Annotated in this window: 18 protein-coding genes and 1 pseudogene; 7 read left to right on the top strand and 12 right to left on the bottom strand. The window is 42.3% G+C overall.

Annotated features, from left to right (window positions below):
• Positions 1-24: 24 nt before the first annotated feature.
• From JZY04_RS07805 to JZY04_RS07780, 6 genes are all read left to right on the top strand, one after another.
• Entirely contained in the window at positions 25-810 is a 786-nt protein-coding gene (locus JZY04_RS07805) for a glycyl-radical enzyme activating protein (RefSeq protein WP_181996334.1), read from the top strand.
• Positions 807-2,876, top strand: coding sequence for a pyruvate formate lyase family protein (locus JZY04_RS07800; protein ID WP_122142263.1), 2,070 nt, complete (start codon positions 807-809; stop codon positions 2,874-2,876). The genes JZY04_RS07805 and JZY04_RS07800 overlap by 4 nt, the downstream gene beginning before the upstream one ends.
• Before the next feature lie 12 nt (positions 2,877-2,888).
• Positions 2,889-4,208, top strand: a complete 1,320-nt coding sequence (locus tag JZY04_RS07795) for a sugar porter family MFS transporter (protein WP_122142264.1) — start codon at positions 2,889-2,891, stop codon at positions 4,206-4,208.
• Between the two features lie 35 nt (positions 4,209-4,243).
• Positions 4,244-5,374: an aldose epimerase family protein gene (locus JZY04_RS07790; protein WP_181996336.1), complete on the top strand. Its 1,131-nt coding sequence runs from the start codon at positions 4,244-4,246 to the stop codon at positions 5,372-5,374.
• On the top strand, positions 5,371-7,446 hold the full coding sequence (locus tag JZY04_RS07785; RefSeq protein WP_122142266.1) for a glycoside hydrolase family 127 protein: 2,076 nt from the start codon (positions 5,371-5,373) through the stop codon (positions 7,444-7,446). The genes JZY04_RS07790 and JZY04_RS07785 overlap by 4 nt, the downstream gene beginning before the upstream one ends.
• 103 nt (positions 7,447-7,549) lie before the next feature.
• Complete coding sequence (locus JZY04_RS07780; protein ID WP_005781928.1) at positions 7,550-7,831, top strand: putative quinol monooxygenase; 282 nt, start codon at positions 7,550-7,552, stop codon at positions 7,829-7,831.
• Between the two features lie 49 nt (positions 7,832-7,880).
• On the opposite strand, the gene JZY04_RS07775 is transcribed toward JZY04_RS07780, so the two are convergent.
• Both JZY04_RS07775 and JZY04_RS07770 read right to left on the bottom strand, forming a co-directional pair.
• Positions 7,881-8,573 (bottom strand): ComF family protein, encoded by a 693-nt coding sequence (locus tag JZY04_RS07775; RefSeq protein WP_122142267.1) that lies wholly within the window; start codon positions 8,571-8,573, stop codon positions 7,881-7,883.
• A 32-nt stretch (positions 8,574-8,605) separates the two neighbouring features.
• Positions 8,606-9,412, bottom strand: coding sequence for an inositol monophosphatase family protein (locus JZY04_RS07770; RefSeq protein ID WP_032530295.1), 807 nt, complete (start codon positions 9,410-9,412; stop codon positions 8,606-8,608).
• A 102-nt stretch (positions 9,413-9,514) separates the two neighbouring features.
• On the opposite strand from JZY04_RS07770, the gene JZY04_RS07765 reads away from it, so the two are divergent.
• Positions 9,515-10,240, top strand: a complete 726-nt coding sequence (locus JZY04_RS07765; protein WP_122142268.1) for a hypothetical protein — start codon at positions 9,515-9,517, stop codon at positions 10,238-10,240.
• A 77-nt stretch (positions 10,241-10,317) separates the two neighbouring features.
• On the opposite strand, the gene JZY04_RS07760 is transcribed toward JZY04_RS07765, so the two are convergent.
• The 10 genes and pseudogenes from JZY04_RS07760 to JZY04_RS07715 form a co-directional block, all read right to left on the bottom strand.
• Entirely contained in the window at positions 10,318-11,808 is a 1,491-nt protein-coding gene (locus JZY04_RS07760) for a putative Ig domain-containing protein (RefSeq protein ID WP_220577424.1), read from the bottom strand.
• A gap of 25 nt (positions 11,809-11,833) precedes the next feature.
• The gene (locus JZY04_RS07755) at positions 11,834-12,964 is read right to left on the bottom strand and encodes a 6-bladed beta-propeller (protein ID WP_122142270.1); all 1,131 of its coding nucleotides are present in this window, start codon (positions 12,962-12,964) and stop codon (positions 11,834-11,836) included.
• Between the two features lie 8 nt (positions 12,965-12,972).
• Complete coding sequence (locus tag JZY04_RS07750) at positions 12,973-14,166, bottom strand: 6-bladed beta-propeller (protein WP_122142350.1); 1,194 nt, start codon at positions 14,164-14,166, stop codon at positions 12,973-12,975.
• Positions 14,167-14,306: 140 nt separating this feature from the next.
• Positions 14,307-15,068, bottom strand: coding sequence for a galactosyltransferase-related protein (locus JZY04_RS07745; RefSeq protein WP_122142271.1), 762 nt, complete (start codon positions 15,066-15,068; stop codon positions 14,307-14,309).
• The gene (locus tag JZY04_RS07740; RefSeq protein ID WP_005811673.1) at positions 15,059-15,661 is read right to left on the bottom strand and encodes a hypothetical protein; all 603 of its coding nucleotides are present in this window, start codon (positions 15,659-15,661) and stop codon (positions 15,059-15,061) included. Before JZY04_RS07740 ends, JZY04_RS07745 begins: the two co-directional genes overlap by 10 nt.
• Positions 15,662-15,692: 31 nt before the next feature.
• The gene (locus tag JZY04_RS07735; protein WP_122142272.1) at positions 15,693-16,319 is read right to left on the bottom strand and encodes a phosphorylcholine transferase LicD; all 627 of its coding nucleotides are present in this window, start codon (positions 16,317-16,319) and stop codon (positions 15,693-15,695) included.
• Entirely contained in the window at positions 16,316-18,121 is a 1,806-nt protein-coding gene (locus tag JZY04_RS07730) for an aminotransferase class I/II-fold pyridoxal phosphate-dependent enzyme (protein WP_122142273.1), read from the bottom strand. The genes JZY04_RS07735 and JZY04_RS07730 overlap by 4 nt, the downstream gene beginning before the upstream one ends.
• A 107-nt stretch (positions 18,122-18,228) precedes the next feature.
• Entirely contained in the window at positions 18,229-19,464 is a 1,236-nt protein-coding gene (locus JZY04_RS07725; protein ID WP_122142274.1) for a TIGR04150 pseudo-rSAM protein, read from the bottom strand.
• A 15-nt stretch (positions 19,465-19,479) separates the two neighbouring features.
• Positions 19,480-20,925 carry a radical SAM peptide maturase gene (locus JZY04_RS07720; RefSeq protein ID WP_032601441.1) on the bottom strand — a complete coding sequence of 482 codons (1,446 nt, stop codon included), beginning with the start codon at positions 20,923-20,925 and terminating at the stop codon, positions 19,480-19,482.
• Positions 20,926-20,930: 5 nt separating this feature from the next.
• A pseudogene (locus JZY04_RS07715) lies at positions 20,931-21,456 on the bottom strand (6-bladed beta-propeller); the annotation flags it as partial.

The following is a 21,456-nucleotide window of genomic DNA, read 5'->3' as shown; positions in this document are numbered from 1 at the left end:
CAGTTCGTACCTGTTCAAAATATTATGTATATATTTGCCATTGTTAATCCAAACACAATGAAAACAGGAACAATATTCAGTATAGAGGAGTTTGCCATCCACGACGGACCGGGAATCCGAACAACGATATTCTTGAAAGGATGTCCTTTACACTGTGCATGGTGCCATAACCCCGAAGGCATCTCACCACAACCACAATACATGATTAAGAAAGGAGTCAAAAGCATTTGTGGATATCAGATAACTGTAGAAGAACTGATTGCCATAATTGAAAAGAACCAGGATATCTATAGGCTTAACCGGGGAGGAATAACACTAACAGGAGGAGAGCCTTTGTTTCAACCGGATTTCATCACCGAATTGCTCGAACAACTTCCGGATATACACACTGCTATTGAAACAAGCGGATATGCAAACACTCATACTTTCAGCAAAGTTATTTCCTTGGCAAATCTGATCCTGTTCGACATCAAACACACAGATCCGGAGATGCATCGAAAATATACAGGTGTAGATAATACGATCATACTAAAAAACCTTACCGTACTTTGCGATTCAGGGCAGGATTTCATCCTTCGGATACCACTGATTCCAGGAGTCAACGATACCCGGGAAAATATGACAGCCATTTTCGAAAGAATCAAAAATGCCCAAAACCTGATACGCGTCGAGATCCTCAGATATCACCGGACAGCAGGTGCCAAATACGCAATGATCGGAGAAAAGTATCACCCTCCGTTCGATACTGGAAAAACGCCACAAATCCATAATGTATTCGAAGAAAATAATATCAAAAATCTAATTGTATGAACGAAAGAATTAACTATCTAAAAACGTATATTTTAGATAAACAACACCACTCACAAAGAAGAACACTACAGAGCGTAGGACTTGATAAATTGAGTACGTCCTATGCTCTACAAGGTTTATCTCCTGTAGAACGCGCCACAGCTTGCTTTGCTGCCTCAATGGATGCCGAAACTCCGGTTATACTTCCGGGTGAAAGAATCGTTTTTACCCGCACCCTCACCCAAATACCGGATCCCTATACCCCGGAAGAATGGAATGAAATCAAAAGCAAACATTATATCCATGAAAAAGGTACGGTATGTAACATCTCTCCTAATTATGCTTACACAATCCGACATGGATTGGAAGCACGGAAACAAGAGATTCGGAAACGTCAGGAAACACCCTCATTAAATGAAAGAGAAAAAACATTCCTGCAAGCAATGTATCAAAGCATCATATCCATACAAAATTTAACTGAGAAATACGAGCAATATGCATTATCCATTAACGAGACAGAAACAGCATATACTTTGCACACCGTCAAAACAGAAGGAGCCCAAAACTTCAGACAGGCCCTACAACTTTTGAGGATTCTCCATTTCTCCATTTGGGAAGCAGGTAACTATCACAACACACTCGGTCGTTTCGACCAATATATGTATCCTTTCTATCAAAAAGACCTGGAAAATGGAACACTTACCAAAGAGGAAGCATTTGACTTACTTGAAGAATTTTTCCTGGTATGCAACAAAGACAGTGACCTGTATCCGGGTATGCAGCAAGGCGACAACGGTCAGAGCTTAGTATTGGGAGGACGCAACGCAAACGGTGAATACTTGTTCAACGACCTGTCACGCATGTGTTTGCAAGCAAGTTACGAATTGAAGCTGATTGATCCCAAAATCAACATTCGTGTAGACCAAGGTACTCCCAACGAGATATTCACTTTAGGTTCCCGCCTGACAAAAATAGGGCTGGGCTTTCCACAATACAGCAATGACGACGTCATCATTCCGGGACTTATCCGCAAAGGATATTCGAAAGAGGACGCATACAACTATGTCGTGGCTGCCTGCTGGGAGTTCATCATCCCCGGTAAAGCCATGGATATTCCCAATATAGACGCTGTTTCTTTAATAGGATGTGTAGACCGATGCATTGAAAAGCTCAACACTTGCCCGGATTATCCATCTTTTTATACACTGGTTGAACAGGAAATACAAAAAGAAGTTGATACAATCTGCGAAAAACACCGGAATCTCTACATTATCCCTTCTCCTATGATGTCTTTGCTTATGGATGGCACCATCGAAAGAGCCAAAGATATTTCAGAAGGATCTTACTATAATAACTATGGCATTCACGGAACCGGCATTGCAACTGCCACCGACGCCCTTGCTGCTCTGAAAAAATACTATTTTGAAGAACAGAACATAGATTATACCACTCTGCTTACTGCTATAAGAAACAACTTCCAAGGCTATGAAGAGTTACAGAAAAAGCTAAGAGAAGAAGCTCCCAAAATGGGACAGGATAATGATTATGCCGACCTGATAGCCGGAGCTCTACTCGACTCTTTCGATCAGTCATTAGCCGATAAACGAAATGAACGCGGAGGAGTTTATCGGGCAGGTACCGGAACAGCCATGTACTACATTTTTCATTCCAATCAATTGCGTGCTACTCCCGATGGGCGTAACGATGGTGAAATGATCCCGGCAAATTATTCCCCCAGCCTGTTTCTCAAGCAAAAAGGACCGATATCTGTTATTAAATCATTTACCAAGCAGCACCTGGATCGTGTTGTCAATGGCGGCCCCCTCACCCTGGAATTCGACCAGTCTGTATTCAGCAACGACGAAACCATTGAAAAATTGGGTATGCTTGTGAAAACCTATGTTGTCCTTGGTGGTCACCAGCTACAGTTAAATACAGTCAGCCGGGAGAAACTGCTACATGCCCGTAAACACCCCGAACAACACAAGAACCTGATTGTCCGGGTATGGGGATGGAGCGGATACTTTGTAGAGTTAGACGAATGTTACCAGAATCATGTTATTAACCGGATCGAATTCGGTCTATAAAACATCTGCATTATGAAAAATACAGTAAAGAATTTCATGTTTTACATTGCCTTCGTGGCATCCCTGGGAGGATTACTTTTTGGATTCGATACCGCAGTAATATCCGGAGCCGAAAAATCCATCCAAACAGTATATGACCTATCCGATTTCAGCCATGGTTTTACCATTGCCATCGCTTTAATCGGTACTATCATCGGAGCTTTCATCTGTAGTAAACCCGTAGAGAAATACGGACGCCTGAAAGCACTAAAAATAATTGCTTTCCTCTATTTTGTTTCTGCCGTAGGCAGTGCTGCCATCATCGACTGGTATTCCTTTTTATTCTTCCGCTTTGCCGGTGGACTGGCCGTAGGAGCCTCATCCGTAGTCGGTCCCATGTACATTGCCGAAATATCTCCTTCACGCTGGCGTGGACGTTTTGTCGCATTCTTCCAGTTCAATATTGTCCTGGGTATTGTACTTGCCTACTTCTCCAACTATTGGATACATGGCATTCCACACGACTGGCAATGGATGTTGGGAGTCGAGGCCATTCCCGCCATTGTGTTTGCACTCCTACTGTACACCGTACCGGAGAGCCCTCGTTGGCTGGTAAAGCAAAACAAGGAAACCGAAGCCCGTCGCATCATAAAAGAAGTCAGTAATGCGGATATTGAACAAGAAGTACATGAAATCAGAGAATCTCTGGTAGCGACAGGAAACTGTGGCGAAAAACTCTTCCAACGCAAATACCGTAAACCAATCCTCTATGCTTTCCTTATTGCCACCTTTAACCAGTTATCTGGAATCAACGCTATCCTTTACTACGCTCCCAGAATTTTTGAGATGTCAGGTGTCTTTACTAACTCTGCCATGATGCAATCTATAGTAATCGGGCTGACAAACCTCACATTTACCATGATCGGAATGATTCTGATAGATCAGGTAGGACGAAAAAAGTTACTCTACATCGGTTCTATCGGTATGGCTATTTCTTTGGCATTAGTAGCTAAAGGATTCTGTCAGGATACTTTCTCAGGTTACTATATGCTTGCCTGTCTGATGGGATTTATCGCGTTCTTTGCTATTTCACTGGGTGCGGTTATTTGGGTTTTAATCTCTGAAGTTTTCCCCAATAGTGTCCGGTCTAAGGGGCAAGTGCTGGGTAGCATGACACACTGGGTATGGTCCGCCCTGCTTTCTTGGATGTTTCCTGTCTTCATCCGTACAGGAGGTACTTTCATTTTCAGTTTCTTTGCCATTATGATGTTCTTAAGCTTTTTCTTTGCCCTCAGACTTCCGGAAACAAAGAACAAATCCCTGGAACAAATACAAAAAGAACTGACCAATTAACCATTTGCGAATAATAAACTAAAAACATGAATCGTATGAAAACTAAACTCATCATTTTATTAATACTCACTGCCATGATACACACAAACACAGTACAAGCTCAACATTCACAATTGAAAAGAGCCGACTTTCAGCAAGTAATCGACGGGAAACAAACCGATCTCTACTTTCTGAGAAACAAAAACGGAATCGAGATTGCCATTACCAATTTCGGAGGACGAGTCGTTGAGTTCTGGGCCCCGGATAAAAACGGTCATTTTGAGGATATTGTCCTCGGACACGACCATGTGGACAAATACCTCCACTACAGAGGTGAAAGGTTTCTGGGAGCCACTATCGGACGATATGGTAACCGAATCAGGAAAGGAAAATTCACTCTGAACGGAAAAGCCTACCAACTGCCAATCAATGATATTCCCAACAGTCTTCATGGTGGATTCAAAGGATTCGACATGGTAGTATGGGATGTTGAACAGCCGGATAGTCAAACTTTACAACTTACCTATCTGTCTAAAGACGGAGAAGAGGGATACCCGGGAAATTTACAAGTATCCATGAGTTACCAACTGACGGATAAGAACGAATTTATCATCACTCACCAAGCTCGCACAGACAAAGAAACGGTTATCAACCTCACCCACCACTCCTTTTTCAATCTACACGGAGCAGGCAACAAAGATATCAACGATCACATACTCATGATCAATGCAGATAAGTTTACTCCTGTCGACCATACACTAATCCCTACCGGTATTCTTCAGGAAGTAGGAGGAACTCCAATGGATTTTCGCCATCCTACAGCCATTGGAAAACGTGTCAACGACTTATTTGAGCAATTAAGCTTCGGTCATGGCTACGATCATAATTGGGTACTGAACCGCAAGACCTCCGATAAGCCCGAACTGGCAGCAACCGTTTATGAACCAACCTCAGGACGCTTTCTTGAGGTATGGACTACTGAACCCGGACTACAATTTTACGGTGGTAACTTTTTCGACGGCACAATGACCGGAAAGCATGGTAAAAGATACAACTACCGGGCTTCTTTGGCACTCGAAACGCAACACTATCCGGACAGTCCGAATCAACCTGCCTTCCCGTCAACAAACCTTCACCCCGGCGATACTTATAAACATATATGCATCTATAAAATCAATGTACAATGAAAACCACAACACATTTATCCGTTGCAGCGGTACTCACAGTACTGATGCAGATGGGGTGCCAGTCTCCTGCAACTGACACCCGGCAAATACTCCACCTACCGGAGTTAGACCAGGTCCGGATAGAAGATGCTTTCTGGAGTCCGAAACTTGAAACCTGGAGAAAAGTAACAGCTAATGATGTATTAGACAAATTCGAAGGAAAGTATACTCCTTTCCCCGGATGGGACGATACACGAGATGCCTTCCGGAATTTCGACCGTGTTGCCAAAGGACAGAGAGATATCAAACAACACGATGGTCCAGAATGGTATGACGGACTCGTTTACGAAAGTATCCGGGGCATTGCAGACTTCCTTGCCGGACATCCCAATAAAGAAATGGAAAAACGAATCGACGGATATATCGACCGTATTTATGCCGCTCAGCAAACAGAACCTACCGGCTATATCAACACCCATACCCAACTCATGGAAAATGACCATAGATGGGGAGATAATGGAGGGCTCCTGCGCGGACAACACGACGTATATAACGCCGGAATGCTGATCGAAGCCGGAGTACACTATTATCAGGCAACCGGAAAAACACGCTTACTTGAAATAGCAACCCGATTTGCCAACTATATGGCAGATTATATGGGGCCGGAACCACGTAAAAATGTCGTTCCTGCGCATTCCGGTCCCGAAGAAGCCGTAATGACCCTCTACTGGTTGTATAAAAATGAACCGGAATTGAAAGATAAACTCTCCATACCTGTCCGTGAGTCAGATTACTACGACCTGGCCACTTTCTGGATTGAGAACAGAGGACATCACTGCGGTTATCCGCTATGGGGAACATGGGGATATCGAAAATCTGAAAAATGGATTAAAGACGCTTGCTATCACCAAACGGAATTCGGTCCCCATTCCCGTCCCTGTTGGGGGGAATATTCACAAGATTCCATCCCGGTACTTGAACAAAAAACAATCGAAGGACATGCTGTACGAGCTACCTTGATGGCAACCGGTTTAGCCGCAGCCGCACTTGAAAACCAATCTCCTCAATACATTGAAACGGCTAAACGTCTTTGGGAAAACATGGCAGGCAAACGGATGTTCATCACAGGCGGAGTCGGTGCCATCCACGAAGATGAAAAGTTCGGTCCGGACTACTTCCTGCCTACCGACGCCTATTTGGAAACCTGTGCAGCCGTAGGAGCAGGTTTCTTTAGTCAACGCATGAATCAATTGACCTGTAATGCCCGCTACATGGACGAAGTGGAAAGAGTACTCTATAACAATGTACTGACAGGCGTTTCTTTGTCTGGTGATAAATACACTTATCAGAATCCCCTGAATACCGACAAACCTGACAGATGGGAATGGCATGTATGCCCCTGTTGCCCACCGATGTTTCTGAAAATCATGTCCGCCATGCCCAGTTACATCTATGCATATCAGGGAGATAATATCTATGTCAACTTATTCATAGGAAGTGAAGTACGCATACCGATCGATAAAAATAACAGTGTCCGCCTGAAACAGTTAACCTCTTATCCGTGGCACGGTGCCGTTTCCATTCAAGTCAATCCCGATAAAGCCAGTACCTTTTCTATAAAAGTGCGTATTCCCGGATGGGCACAAGGTACAGAAAACCCATATGGGCTTTACCAGTCGAACCTGAAAGCCCCCGTTAAATTGAAAGTCAACCAAAAGGATATTCTCCTGAGAATTGTCGATGGATATGCGGAAATCAGCCGGGAATGGAAAAAAGGCGATCACATCGAACTTGAATTACCGATGCAACCTCGCCTGATCACTGCGAACGAAGCAGTCAAAGACTTACGTGGACAAGTTGCGCTGGCATCAGGCCCCGTTATTTACTGCTTTGAGGATGCGGATAATCCGGAATTGCCTACACTGACACTTCAACCACAAACGCCACTGGAGCTTTCTCACGACAACGATCTGCTTCATGGAGTCAATATCATCAAATGCCAGAGTAAAATTCCGGCAAAAGCCATCCCATATTATGCTGTAGCCAACAGAAAAGAGAGTCATAGTTACAAAGTATGGATTCCCCAAGAGTAAAGAAACAGATGATTACTACAAATTTATCTCAAATGAAAAATAATGTATCGCCATTTATACGTAAATTTGCGGAGCAAGAATCATCTTAATTATAAAATATCATATGGAAAAGAAAACAATCGTGGCACGCGTAGAAGTGCTACCCGGCAAAGAACAAGCATTTTTACAGGCAGCCGATGCTTTGATTAAAGGTACAAGGGCAGAAGAAGGCAACATTAGCTATAACCTGTATCAAAACCCCTCTCAACCTGTAGCTTTCATCTTTTACGAAGAGTACAAAGACCAGCATGCTATGGATGTACATGCAGCATCACCCCATTTCCAGACTTTTGGAGAAGCGATCAAAGGAATGTTGGCATCCGACCTGATAATTGAAACTTTCTAAATGAATATGAGGGTGCTTTAATGCACCCTCTATTAACTCATCACTCCATTTACTCAGCTACTGCCAACGTCAACACACTGATACATATTCCGCTCACCCTTGCGAACGCAGATGCACAAGCCACAGTCGTGGCTCCGGTAGTTAACACGTCATCAACAAGCAAAACATGCTTCCCCTCAAAATGAACAGTATCACATAGCCTGAAGATTCCTTCTACATTCTCCCAACGTTCAAAAGTAGACTTACGGGTCTGAGTTTCCGTATTTTTTTCACGTATCATACACTCTGCACATAATGGAATACCCGTTACAGAAGCTATTCCACGGGCAATCCATTCACTTTGATTGTATCCTCTAAGTTTCTGTTTCTTTCTGTGCAAAGGTACAGGAATTATCATATCCACGCCATCAAAAAATCCTCCCGAAGATAGTTCTGCTGCCATATAGCGTCCCATCACCTCTCCCAATTCTTTATATCCGCCATATTTCAGCAGATGCAGGATGCGTCTGAAATCACTACCCTTACGATAAAAAAGAAAAGAAGAAGCTCTTTTTAGGCCAGGAATACGTCCCCAGAAAAGACACTCTACCGGATTATCTTTCCGCAAATGAAATCCGGTACGGGGTAAATTTATATTGCAACAGGTGCACAAACACTCCTCCCCTCTTGACAATGGCGAACCACAGACTACGCAACAACGCGGAAACAAAAGAGACCAGAAAGAATGGAACCAGGTATTCATGATGTGTTTTTCTATTTGATCAATGTCCGAAACTACATATCCAACGGAGGAACTTCTTCCAGCAACTGCTGAAAGACAGCATGCAAAGGACCGTTAGTAGCAATTATATGATGCCCTTCTATGAAATGTTCACTTCCATAAAAGTCAGTTACTTTTCCACCTGCTTCCAATACAATCAACGCCGCAGCCGAATAATCCCATTTCCCGATAAATGCTTCTGCCCAGGCATCAAAACGTCCGGCAGCCACATAACAAAGAGCCGATGCGGCCGAACCATTCATCCGAATGCCCCCTACCACCCCATACAATTGCTTCAGCAGATATTCTGCCGTCCGTTTATACTGTTGATGATTATAGGGAAGTTCGGTTATTACAAACGCCTCTTCAATGTTCCCCACTTTCGAGACATGCAACTCTTCTCCGTTCATCCAAGCCTTTCCACCCTTCCAGGCATAAAAACACTCATCCCTGCAAACTTCGTATACTACACCTAAAAGTAGCTCCGTACGACTCCGGAGGGCAATACTGACACAATATGGAGCATTGTCATGAATATAATTAGTTGTTCCGTCCAGCGGATCAATTACCCAGCAATATGCCTCATCTTTATAAACACCAGAACCTTCCTCGGCAATAAACCCGGCCTCGGGCAACAGAGCAGACAGTTGCCCCACTAACAGCCTCTCAGATTCCTTATCGACATATGATACATAATCATGCGCATGCTTCTCTACTACGCTCTCCCGGCTAAAGCTCTGCCGTTCTTTTCTCAGAAAATTCCCCGCTTCGGTTGCTATCCGGCGCACCTCAGTAGTAAGTTGTTGAAGTTCCAGTTCCATATTCGACTTTTAACGTATTTCGGCAAAGATAAATGATTCTTTTGAAAAAACATTGCAGCATTCAGCATATCTCTGCGTCTAAAAAACATAAAGAACTTAACTATGCAGAAATTCAGATTGACAATACTATTGATTATTTGTAGTAACGGACTTGCTTACGCACAAACGTTCAATGAAACGCCTATACTCCCCTTTATGCCACAAAAAGAAATGAAGTTCCCCAAAATCTCCGGACTTCCCGACATAAAGAGTACTCTGTCAGAAACGAATCCGGTTTTCAGCAACAGCCTGCCATTAGCCAAACAATATGAACTAAGAAAAAGATTCTCCTATCTGGATCCTGTCTTCACCAGTTATTTCAATCAAGAGCAACACCGGCTGCTCAATTCCCATTATTTCGGATATGAATTATACGGCTCCAGTTATTCACTCCGGGGAGTAGGAACTCAAAATATGGCAGGTGGCAGATTGGTATATCACCTCAACAAACAACTGACTATTCGGATAGGCGGTAATGCTTATCAATACCGTTCCAACGGGCGGATGTTCAATGACTTCACACTGAATGCGGACCTTACCTACCGCCTCAATAATTGGTTGACCGCTTATGTTTACGGACAATACAGGCTAAACTGCACTCCCAACTCCGGCGTACAAGGTTTCCCATTATCTCCACAATCTCATTACGGCGCTTTGTTCCGTATAAACCTTCTGGAAAAGAAAGAGTATGGCATCGACCTTAATCTCGGCACCGACAGAAGTTACAATGCTGCCACCCGACAATGGGAAAATACTTACAGGGTAGGCCCTGCCATACGGTTAAAATAATCGATCCAATATAAACCTGGCTATGAAGAGAGGGCTGTCCGGTACCGCCAATTTTACCGGATAGCCCATTTTATTACCTATCTGCATATAAACACCTTACATTCACCGGGAGCAAGCTTTACTATCCATCCGGTAGAAGTATCAGGAACAATTCCACCTTCCATGACATTATAAACCTTGTCCAACGACAATCCTTCCACCGTCTTTTCATTCAGCTCCACATCCACCGGGCCGGATATCCAGTTCAGGCAGGCTATCGCTTTACTTCCGTCACTCAACGGCTTTACCCAGATATCATAATGATCGGCACGAATGGCACGTTCCGCCTGAATACCCGACGGATCCTGGTTGATAGCAATCAAATCTTTATTCAGAAGAATCTGCAGCGTACTGTCATTCATCTGCCGTACATCATTGCCACAGAGTAGCGGAGAAGCCATCATGCACCACAAAGCAAAATGTGACTGATACTGCTCGTTCGTACAACCTTCCGATTCATAACCGATGCTCTTACTCTTTCCGTCAATCCCCACAACGAGCATATCCGGATCATTCCATCCGGCAGGCCCCGCATATTCATTAAGCGGAGCATTTATCTCTAAAATATTCAGAACTCCACGAAGGCCTCCTTTCTGATCTGTAGACCGATTCCATAAATCACCGATATCACCGGATACACGCCAAAGATGTCCGCCCACTTTCTTTGCCCATTTCCAGGGTTCACGCTGTCCCCATTCACAAACAGAGAATACCATAGAACGTCCGGTCGCCCGGAGTGCCTTCCCCATTTTTTCATATCTTTCCATCGCCTCTACCCGTCCGGCAGGCGCATTGCAGTAGTCATATTTCAAAAGATCGACACCCCAGGAAGCAAAATCCCGTGCATCCGTTTCTTCATACCCGTAACTGCCACAAACCCCACCACAGGTTTTGTCCGCAGCATCCGAATAAATTCCAAGCTTGAATCCCCGTTCATGCAAATAGTCAGCTACATATCTGATGCCCCTTGGAAACTTTGTTTTATCAACCTGGATATGTCCGTCTGCCCCTCTTTCAGGCAATTGCCAAAAGTCATCAATGTTTATATAGGCATATCCCAAGTCACGCATTCCATTCTCTACCATTGCATCCGCAGTTTGCAACACCAATTCCTCCGTCAGATGACGTCCGAATGTATTCCAGCTGTTCCATCCCATTGGGGGAGTCAACAGTAACTCATCACCTATCTTAATCAATAACTCCCGTGTATCAGATCCGAGAGCATTTTCTGCTTTCAGCACCACTTTATATGTTCCTTTCTCAGCTACTTCCCCTTTGATAATCCCTGTTTTTTTATCCAGCTTCAATCCTTCGGGAAGATTTTCGGCATGCCACTTCATCGGTCGTTCTCCGGAAGTGGGAATATAGAACAGGAAAGGGCTTGCAGGATAGTTTCCTACTACATGAGGAGGGTTAATGCATGGTTTCCCTTCAAAAACAGCAGTTCGTACCTTGCCCGCCTGTACAGTCAGACAAAACAATACCTGACATAAACAAAATAGAAAAATAGCAGAGTATCTGATTTTCATATGCTTAAAAAATATTATCTAAAATTCATTTGAATGTTACTACAACCATTACCGGATTATCCTCTTCATCCACCCGATTCATCAATTCATCCAGTTCTTTTTTTCTTGCCGGCAATAAAGCTTTTGAATAGCGTTTATTTTTGCTCAGATAGCCTATCATACGTGCATTTGCCAATTGATTTCCCAATCCGCTTCCAGGAGGAGTAAAATCAAAGCCTGCTGCCAAGTCATCTTTTATAATCACATTCGAAAAGCTCTTCTTTTGTTTATCATACAACCCCACGAATCCCTCATTTTTAAACACATATAATATAAAAAAATAATGGTCGGTTTCAAAAACCTGTTGTACTGCGATAGACTTAAAACGTTTTGCGGGATCTATCTCATTGGCCGAGACATCCACATCTTTACCCGAACAATCAAGCTTCCAAGCCAAAGTCTTCTTTCGATCGGCATCAATCTTGTAAACCAGATTCTCCAGTGCCGGTTTAAAATAAACACTGCCACCATGAAGATACATTACGTCACGGGTGGACAAGTTAATACCATACTTTTTGCCTGGTTCAATATACCCTTTCCAGCTTTTCAGCTTCTTACCATTCCCGTCAATAAGAAACAGTTGTTGAGGATTATCCTTCTTTATGAAATAGTTATTATCACAATATAAGATGGATTCTCCGCTACTTACAGCTCCGGTACCCATATTCAAATGAGGAGCCGGTATACGACGGATAAATTTGCCATTGAAGTCATAACAGATTAAATCCTGAAAATCCTGAACATACAGCTTTTGGTTATCAGGATCAGTAAAAAACAACAATCCTACCGCATATTCTTCAGGCCCTTGTCCATGCTGACCTATCTTATTCATAAACTTACCATTTTTATCAAATCGATAAAAACTTCTGGTCTGTGCATCACCTGCAATAATAGAATTTCCGGCATAAACAATACTGCACTCATTACCCAACAGACAATTATCAGTTGTCTCTAAAGGGAAATAACGCACATCAGATGCCAGTTCACTCAGCATTACCGTTTTAGGGCTCTGCGTAATGGCTTTCGCCAGATTCAGTGTTATGGCTGCATTTTTCTGGGCAAAAAGCGGAAATGCCAACACATGGGCCAATAAAATACAAAATGTAAACGATTTCATGGGACCTCCTATTTTTTAAATTTATAAAGAATCACTACCGGATTGGCATCATCCACTACATTCAGCGCAGCAGGAGCCTCTTTCAGGTATCCTTTCTCCCGTAAAGAAGAAAGTATATCTGCATTGACCACCTGTGCACGTTCCCCGTCAGCCAGTGCATACTCCGGCCAAAAAGGTATTCCCCCATCTATATCATTATCAATGCCAATTATATTACTACCCGGAATACTATTGCTGCATTCCAAATAATCTTTCGGAATGCGTTGTGATTTCAATTCACCGGTCTTTTTATCAAATCGTTGTATAAACAACACATCTCCTTTATACAAGCGTAAATAAAGATAATGAGAAGATTCAAACAGATCGTAAAGCCCAATGACCTGATCCGTTTCGACTGTCTTATCTCCAAACTTATTAATATTGGCAATGTCCATATAATATTCAACCGGATTTTCTCTCTTCAGCACATAAGCCGGTTCTATTCCATTATTAGAAATCGCAGATACCGTATCATTGCAGGCAGTAAATACCAATACCCTTTCGTCCGAAGGAGAGAAACAGATTTCTTTCATAAAGCAAACATCCCGGGAAAGCCCCGATGGGAAAAGGGCCTTACACTCTTGTAACGAACCATTGGGTTGTTGTAATGCTCCTGCCCATGGCGCCTGCTGAAAAGGTTTTATAACCAATCCTTTCAATGCTCTTTTTCCATCCGGAAAAACATACATCCCGCCTGCTTGTTTCACAGTTGTATCATTTCGTAGAAAAGTTCCGTCATACGAATAAACCAAAGCATCTCCTCCATACTGAAATAAAGACAGTTCCTTATTCCTGTCATCAACCGCCAGATCACTTATCATGCCATACTCTCCCGGACCGTTTCCCTGACAGCCGATCTTGCGTATAAATTTACCTTCCCGATTGAATTGCAGCACCTCTTCAGTCTTTCCATTATACATAAACATGTAATCTGCCGTCACCTGTAGATTCATCAGATTACTTATCAGACATGAATCAGTCGTTTCCAAAGGAACGTATTCTATACTCTCCACATCTTCCTTCATGGAGATCGGAGCCTCTTCTTGCAAAGCAGAGCGGATATTGACAACCGGACATTCGGATAAAGGAGCGACAGGTTTCGGCTGGCAAGCCACCAGCCCGAACAGCCACAAGCTGTTCAACAATAATATTGTGTTTTTCATAATGATTGTCTCTTTAATATTGTTTTTAGGGAAGTGTATATACAAAGATACTTCTTCAATTTGAAAAATCACTTAAAATCAATCTATTTTTATTCCCCATTATAAATCCGACAATCAAATATCATATAAACTTAGTATAGTCAGTCCGGAAAAATTAGTTTTTCAAGCCACCTCAACATCTCCGCCTTACTCCTTCTGCAAGTAGCTAACAATGCTTCTAAATTACGCTTATCCCGTTCACCCATATCAAAACCCGAATTGATGCCCCTCGGATGATGAAGATGATATAACGGTCCTTTTACACGCGCAATGGGCAACTCTAATATTTCCAGGCGTTTTACTCTTTCGGCATCTTCGGGACCCCAACCATAAAACGCTTCATTCTCTCCGCCTGCCCGCAGATAGGCAACCCTGTTCACAAGAAAAGCTCCTCCCACCGAAGGTCTCATCCCTATTGAAGTAGCATCCACCTTTTCCAACACTGATACGTCCTTGCGGATTCTATCACTCATAGCTTCATTCAGAAAGATAAAACGCCCGTCATACGGGAAACACATCACACAGCCCGAACAAATCCTACCGACCGCCTCTCTCAACTGAGCCGGCGGAATAATCACATCCGTATCCCAGATGCCTACAATGGGGTACTTAGCCGATCGCAACAATATATTTAAATAACGTGTCCGGTAGAACACCGGATCATCATCTTTCACAAACCGATAGCGTAACCTCTCACACGTTTCAGACAAATAAAAACGTTGCTCCGTATCCGCCTCAAGAATATCCACAGACACCTCTGTCTGCTGTAGCAGCAAAGAAAGGATAAACCGAAGATTCTCCGCCCTCTCCGGATTATCTACCCGCAAGGGGATGACAATGCTAACCTCTCTTGTCAGATCCATACCGCCTCCCTTCCAGATGTAATCATGCCCTTCTCACAGTACTCCATCAGTTTCTCGACTTTTGCATTGAATACATCCAACCGATGCAACAGGCAAAGAATAAAAAACACCTCTTCGAAAAGTGAACTTTCCCTGACTCCGGGCAATGAGTCTGCTATCCAGTCAATCAGGTAAATTAAATGCTCTTTCATTCGCAGCACCTTGATGTCTTCCTCACCTTTCCTCCGGGACAACCGGTAATACAGATAATAAGCGAGACCACAAATACCTTTCCCGATACCTAAAGTTCCGATCGCCCTACTATTAATCGTGTTAAATACCCTGCAATCGATCTGCCACAGAATCTCGTCGGCATCCCCTTCCACAAAGCCCTCCTGCAACAGATACTCAATTCCGACACCTATTCCACACAAACCGTCACCATAAGTCACCGGAAGTTCCAGAGAACAATTCTCCATCACCTCATCCAGCAACACTTCTGCTTTCTCTTCCCACTCTTCTTCAGCCGTCTGCCGATAAAGACGATAGAATCCGATGATTTTCCCCATTTCTCCCATCATCCCCGGATTTTCTATCCCTCTTACGCTTTCCATATTTTCTTTATTGACGTAATCAATCATTTTATTACACCGACCAGGCAACCACTTCCGGAATTTGCCTTTCCTCTTCCGGGGGAAACGTTCTATAATCTCCATAACAACGGGTCAGATAAGTATCGTATCCTGACGGAACCGGAAACTCCGCTCCTTCAAATCGTGCAGTATCCAGATATTCCACCTCATCCAGCCGCAAATGAATACGGCTCTCACTCAAATTCCGCTCAAAACTGTTCGACAAAGCATTCTCATACTTACCATCCCAATCATAAATGAAAAGATCCAACTGTAATCCACCGAACTGCATCGGCTCGGCCGGAGTCTTTTTATCCGGAACATACCGGCTGTACCGATCTCTCAACCGCGCCTCAACCAACCAGCTCCATGGAGCCATGGCCGGTTCTGTTTCCGGAGTCTGAAAGAAAATATCCTGAGGCAGTTCCGGCACACCTTTCTCCAGAAAGAGTGCATAATCACTCCTTAACATCCCCACATCCGTATCTGTATCCCAAGGAATAAACCCCTGATGCCGGATAGCTCCCAGCAGTGTACCATAATCGAGCCAATAATCAATATCGTGCTTCTTGCAGACAGTATCGAAAGACTGCAATAAATAAAGCATCCTCCGATGTGCCTCCTTTATATCTATATTCATAATTTATATTTTAATATTCCGGCCAAATACCGGTTTTCCTCTTTACTCCTGATAGCAATACGAATATACTGCTTTCCATACATTCCCCTCTTCAGGCTACAGTCTTTTACCAGAATATCATACTCTCTCAGCAAAACTTCCGCAAGCTCTCGGGCGCTGTACTTATGGGTCACTTCACATAAAAAGAAGTTTGCTTGTGAAGGAAATACCGCTAAATAGCCTACCTCCTGGAGTTCTTCAAAAAAGAGCGCTCTTTCCTCTCTAAAGCAGGCACATGCCTGCCGGTAGTCAATTGTATATTTGTCCAGAATCTGTAAATAGTACTCCGCCAAAGAGTTTATATTCCAGACCGGAAGTTTCTGCTGTAATTCATCCATTAATTTATGGTCACCGGAAACAGCAATTCCCAATCGTAATCCGGGAATTCCATGTGACTTAGACAGGCTCTTTATCACCACCAGGTGATTATACTCCTTCAGTATCTTGTCATCAATCAGAGAAGTTTCTTCTCCTCCCTCCGAGAAGTCGATAAAAGACTCATCCACAATCAGCCGTATCGAACGCTCCTGAGTCCATCCCGCTAATGAAATCAAATCCTCGTAAGGGATACTATTTCCGGAGGGGTTATCCGGATTCAGCAACAGTAATGAAGTCACTCCCTTATCCTCAAAAAATGTTTTCAGGTCGCTTACAGTATAGCGATAACCTGGCCCCAACGGCAAGAAAGTCTCTATCCGGTCATCACCTACCAGATATTCTTCAAATGTAGGAAGAATCACCCCCATTCTACCGGAAAGCAACTCCATCAGCTTTCTTATCAACTCTGCCGCCCCATTCCCCACCGCGACAGCCTCCGCAGGAATGCTCCAGTGCTTCGCCACCAATCGCCTGTTTACATAACTCCCCGAAGGGTATTGCCTGAGCAGTTTATCAAAATTAGCTTTCAGTTCTTCCAGCATCCTTTCTGTCGGGAAATGTGGATTCACCAGATAAGCAAAATCAAACAAGAAAGGGAAGCGCCAATACCCTCCATAACGTTTCTGGTAACCGGGCAAAAGCCCTTCTTTCTTACCAAATAGCGTTTCGGCAATATCTAAATCCTGCATGTCGTCTATCTCATACCACTTTTCACCCTCAAGCGGCAAAGCCTTCAGCCCGGCTTTATCCAACAAAGACAAAACGGCCAGTATTTGTTCGTAATATGCACTATTATCAAAACATTTGCAATAGGCTTCCAGAAAAGGTACGTACTTACCTACAGAAAACTCCTTACTAAAACGATAGATATTCACCGTCTTAAAATAAGTAGGAGTTTTTTCGTACGAAAAAGTATGTTTAGATACAAAGTCCACAATAAACTGCTTTTCATCCACAGTCACCATAGTCCCGTCCATCCAACTCTTATAACGGTCTACTACTGCTACATCCGGATACGGTTCTTCGAGCACTCTTTCAAGTATTCTCTTCTCAAAAACAATATCCGATTCTAACAATAAAGTATCATCAGACGCTAAGTGATGCCGTGCCAGAAACAGAGAATAAATATTATTGGTATATGCATAGTAAGGGTTTTCCAGATAATAAATAGGAATTCCGCAATATTCATTTCCCAGATACGCCCGTAGTTTGTCACCTTGAAAACCAATCACAAGCACAATCCTCGATAGTCTTGCGACTGCCAGGTTTGCCAGTAACCGATCTATGATCCGGATACCGTTCACCTCAATCATACATTTAGTGTCGTACCGGGTCAATTCTCCCAGACGCCTACCCATTCCTGCTGCCAATATAATAGCCTGCATATCTGCCCCCTTTTAGCTCCCTAATTCAATATTTATTAATTCAATAGCTGGGAAAACATAGATTATAAAATCAAACTTACGACTTACATAGATCTATTACTCTATGATTACTCAAATTTTACCTTACAAAGATTATATCTGCCAATAACCAACTCATAGTTCGAAATTGAGGGACATAGGCTCTTATTGATACATTGGTTACACGGCTTTTCATTACTACGCACCTTTAACCACGCATTTCCTTCTGTCAATTCTTTATAAACAAGTTCTTTTAGCGATGAATTCTGTATATTTCCAAGTGCCGGATAGTTTACATTCGCATACACCTCGCCCGACGGGAATATAGTCAATTTACCGAAAAAAATATCATTCAATGCCTTATGCCTGAATATTGTTTTCCTATCAATCGGAACGGCAAGTATATCCTGCAAATCAGTGAAAACAAAATCCTGAAAAAAAGATAAGTTATTTCCCGAATAAAAAGGACAGACCTGAATAAGTGCTTCTTCCGGGAAATTCCAGCTATCCAAACATTCCATATCCGAATATTCAGAAACAATTAAATTCCATTTGACAGTATCACATGAATAGCGTCGCATACTTTCAATTATCCGTTCATCTACTTCTGTCAAATGGACCTGTACTTCCAGAATTAAATTCGTTTGCTGCATAAACTCAATGTATTCATCAGACAGAAAACTAAAATCCAAGTAGAGATGCTTTTTAAAAACAGATTCTGCGAAATCCGATAGAAGTTGACGCACATAGCTGTTCTCAAGTGGATCTCCTCCCCCCGACAAATTCACACGCTGAATACCACAGGTATGAAACTGATGCAGCAAACGAGTATAATCAGTCTGATTCAATATCCCCTCACGACAAATTGTACAATGGTTGAACTGCTTACAATAAGAAGTACATGCTGTACAGTTACGGCCACAGGAAGCTGGCAAATAGACCGTTACCTCATGAAGGTTCTGCAAAATTCGCTCTCCTAATGAAGTTTTCTCTTTTTCCTGTTTTATACGGATATCCGTATTTAAAAACAAGTCGGGTTTGAACAAATAAGGCTTAGGCCGTTCCGAATCATATTCCACACAGTCACCTGCAAAAGATTCTCTGACAGTATTTACAAAGTCTTTTACCACCCCGTTTTCTAAGTCCTTTCCAGTAAGCACAGCTCCATAACCATTGCCCGCATTTTCCCATTGCTCTAAGATTTGTTCCACTACAGCATCGTTGGGACAGACCAAATATGCTGAATTAAGTGTGTTGTAAATCACTGTTTTGTGTTCATTGCGGAACATGAAGGTGTAAGGCTCCAAATAAAACCAATAGTTCATAATGTTTGAATAATGTTAGGCAACAATAATAGATGATAGTAGTCTCTCGTAATCACCCGGATTATTTTCTGCATAAGTTAAAAATGCAGAAAAGTTCTCTCGCAATTTAGCATCTGTTTCAATGCCCGGACATATCAACTGTCCATTCTTCTCTTTCAATAAAAAGAGGCACTGTCCGCAGCTTTTCTTCAGATTACAGTGAACGCAACTTTTTATTATCTTCTTATACAAAGAACTATAATACTTAGCAACTGCAGAACAATCTAAGTATAGTTTTCCATCCGACAATCGGGCTATAGCACATTCTTGCCCAATTCTTTCACAAGGCAAAATTTTTCCATTAACCGTCAGAAACAGTTTCCGCTCAAAAGGTCGGCAAGTTCCCGTTGGAACATACTTCCCGTTCCGATCCGAATCAAATAAATCCACATAATCGGAATATCGGTTTCCACCATAATTCATAATCATGAAATGATAAGCAAGCGAAGCATCATCTTCCATCTCAAAATCGTCTTTGATATCAGGGTCATGAGTCAGTGCAGTCTTAAAACTCTCTGTTTTATCATTAAACATCCGAACAAACTCTTCCACTCTTTCTGGTATAATGCCGCTCGTATTCAATTCCGAAACGCGAGGTTTTTTTCCAAATAGTCCGTAGATTGACTTATAACATTCCTCTACTGAATTTCGATCATGCAATACGGCATTGAAACGAACATTTTTCTCAAAAAACTCAGGATAGGTATCTTTCAGCTTCTGTATATTCCCCGCCACACGAGCAAAAGAAGATTTTCCATGTTTATCCACCCGATAGCCAGACTGATATTCATCTCCATCCAAACTGATTAAAAGAGTAAAATCCTTTTCGACCAAATAATCCATACATCGATCTAGCAGCATCGCATTCGTAGTCATATTGTAATCAAACTTCAAATTAGCTATATGCAAACCCTCCACATAAGTAATTGTCTCCCGTATCAATTTCATATTCAGTAGAGGTTCTCCACCATAAAACCCAATAGTAACTGTGTTGTTATGGGATATATTATAATCAGATCGCCATAAATTGGCCAGATAATCTATCAACACTTTGACATTATCAAAAGTCTGATTACGAGTTTCCCGCCGATCATAATTAGAATAAAACTCACCATAACCACAATATTTGCATTTGAGATTACATTTATCCGTAACCTCTATCAACAATTGCCGTAAACAAGCCATGTTTTGTTTGACTAAATCCTCTGTATACTCGATTTGAAAACAAACTTCATCCTTATCAAAAAAATGATGATCCTGAAGAAATTTGAGTTTACGCATATAATAGTCATCCACGTCCGCTACATCATAATCATTCTGGTTCATTACTATTCTCAACTTTTCAGGCACATACAAAAAATAACGCATGGCATCTGAATACATATACCAATGCTTATGTTCGGTTGTAATTGAAGTTTCCATTTTTTCTATTTTAAGGTTGCAATCAATAAAATTGGATTACTATCTTCTGTTACATTTTCCAAAACTTGGATTAGCTCCTTTTTCTTGGATTCATCTATTACAGTAGATGATTTTATTTGGTCTATATCAATCCAATTTTCATTATCACTAGAATCTAATACATCTATCCAGTATTTACCGGAAGAACGGCTGTCAACAGTAAAATCACCTCCACCTAAATCATTATCTAACACAAAATCACGTTTCATTTGGCGCAAAGGAAAGCTGAACCAGGGCACATCACGCTCGGTTATTGCGCTTTGTCGTTTCTGCAATCTAACACTTCCATCTTTTTTATTATAGCAATAGGTATATACCTCCTCGCCTTTACTACCAATCAGATAAACAAAATCCTTAGTCGGGTAATAAGAAAAAATGGAAAAATAATCGAAAGATTTTCTGTCTTTAAACCATAAATGAGTAGCTTCATAATCCCCTTTTTCTTCATCTGTAAAGATTGCATATTGAGGCAAAAGTTGGTTTGTCGCATCA

This window comes from Bacteroides sp. 11BF, assembly GCF_019633765.1.
Classification (GTDB): Bacteria; Bacteroidota; Bacteroidia; order Bacteroidales; family Bacteroidaceae; genus Bacteroides; species Bacteroides hominis.
This window is presented reverse-complemented; position numbering and strand designations above follow the sequence as displayed.

Coding starts and splice junctions, on each gene's coding strand:
- JZY04_RS07805 (WP_181996334.1), top strand. CDS start 25: ATGTATATATTTGCCATTGTTAATCCAAACACAATGAAAACAGGAACA.
- JZY04_RS07800 (WP_122142263.1), top strand. CDS start 807: ATGAACGAAAGAATTAACTATCTAAAAACGTATATTTTAGATAAACAA.
- JZY04_RS07795 (WP_122142264.1), top strand. CDS start 2,889: ATGAAAAATACAGTAAAGAATTTCATGTTTTACATTGCCTTCGTGGCA.
- JZY04_RS07790 (WP_181996336.1), top strand. CDS start 4,244: ATGAAAACTAAACTCATCATTTTATTAATACTCACTGCCATGATACAC.
- JZY04_RS07785 (WP_122142266.1), top strand. CDS start 5,371: ATGAAAACCACAACACATTTATCCGTTGCAGCGGTACTCACAGTACTG.
- JZY04_RS07780 (WP_005781928.1), top strand. CDS start 7,550: ATGGAAAAGAAAACAATCGTGGCACGCGTAGAAGTGCTACCCGGCAAA.
- JZY04_RS07775 (WP_122142267.1), bottom strand. CDS start 8,573: ATGAATACCTGGTTCCATTCTTTCTGGTCTCTTTTGTTTCCGCGTTGT.
- JZY04_RS07770 (WP_032530295.1), bottom strand. CDS start 9,412: ATGGAACTGGAACTTCAACAACTTACTACTGAGGTGCGCCGGATAGCA.
- JZY04_RS07765 (WP_122142268.1), top strand. CDS start 9,515: ATGCAGAAATTCAGATTGACAATACTATTGATTATTTGTAGTAACGGA.
- JZY04_RS07760 (WP_220577424.1), bottom strand. CDS start 11,808: ATGAAAATCAGATACTCTGCTATTTTTCTATTTTGTTTATGTCAGGTA.
- JZY04_RS07755 (WP_122142270.1), bottom strand. CDS start 12,964: ATGAAATCGTTTACATTTTGTATTTTATTGGCCCATGTGTTGGCATTT.
- JZY04_RS07750 (WP_122142350.1), bottom strand. CDS start 14,166: ATGAAAAACACAATATTATTGTTGAACAGCTTGTGGCTGTTCGGGCTG.
- JZY04_RS07745 (WP_122142271.1), bottom strand. CDS start 15,068: ATGGATCTGACAAGAGAGGTTAGCATTGTCATCCCCTTGCGGGTAGAT.
- JZY04_RS07740 (WP_005811673.1), bottom strand. CDS start 15,661: ATGGAAAGCGTAAGAGGGATAGAAAATCCGGGGATGATGGGAGAAATG.
- JZY04_RS07735 (WP_122142272.1), bottom strand. CDS start 16,319: ATGAATATAGATATAAAGGAGGCACATCGGAGGATGCTTTATTTATTG.
- JZY04_RS07730 (WP_122142273.1), bottom strand. CDS start 18,121: ATGCAGGCTATTATATTGGCAGCAGGAATGGGTAGGCGTCTGGGAGAA.
- JZY04_RS07725 (WP_122142274.1), bottom strand. CDS start 19,464: ATGAACTATTGGTTTTATTTGGAGCCTTACACCTTCATGTTCCGCAAT.
- JZY04_RS07720 (WP_032601441.1), bottom strand. CDS start 20,925: ATGGAAACTTCAATTACAACCGAACATAAGCATTGGTATATGTATTCA.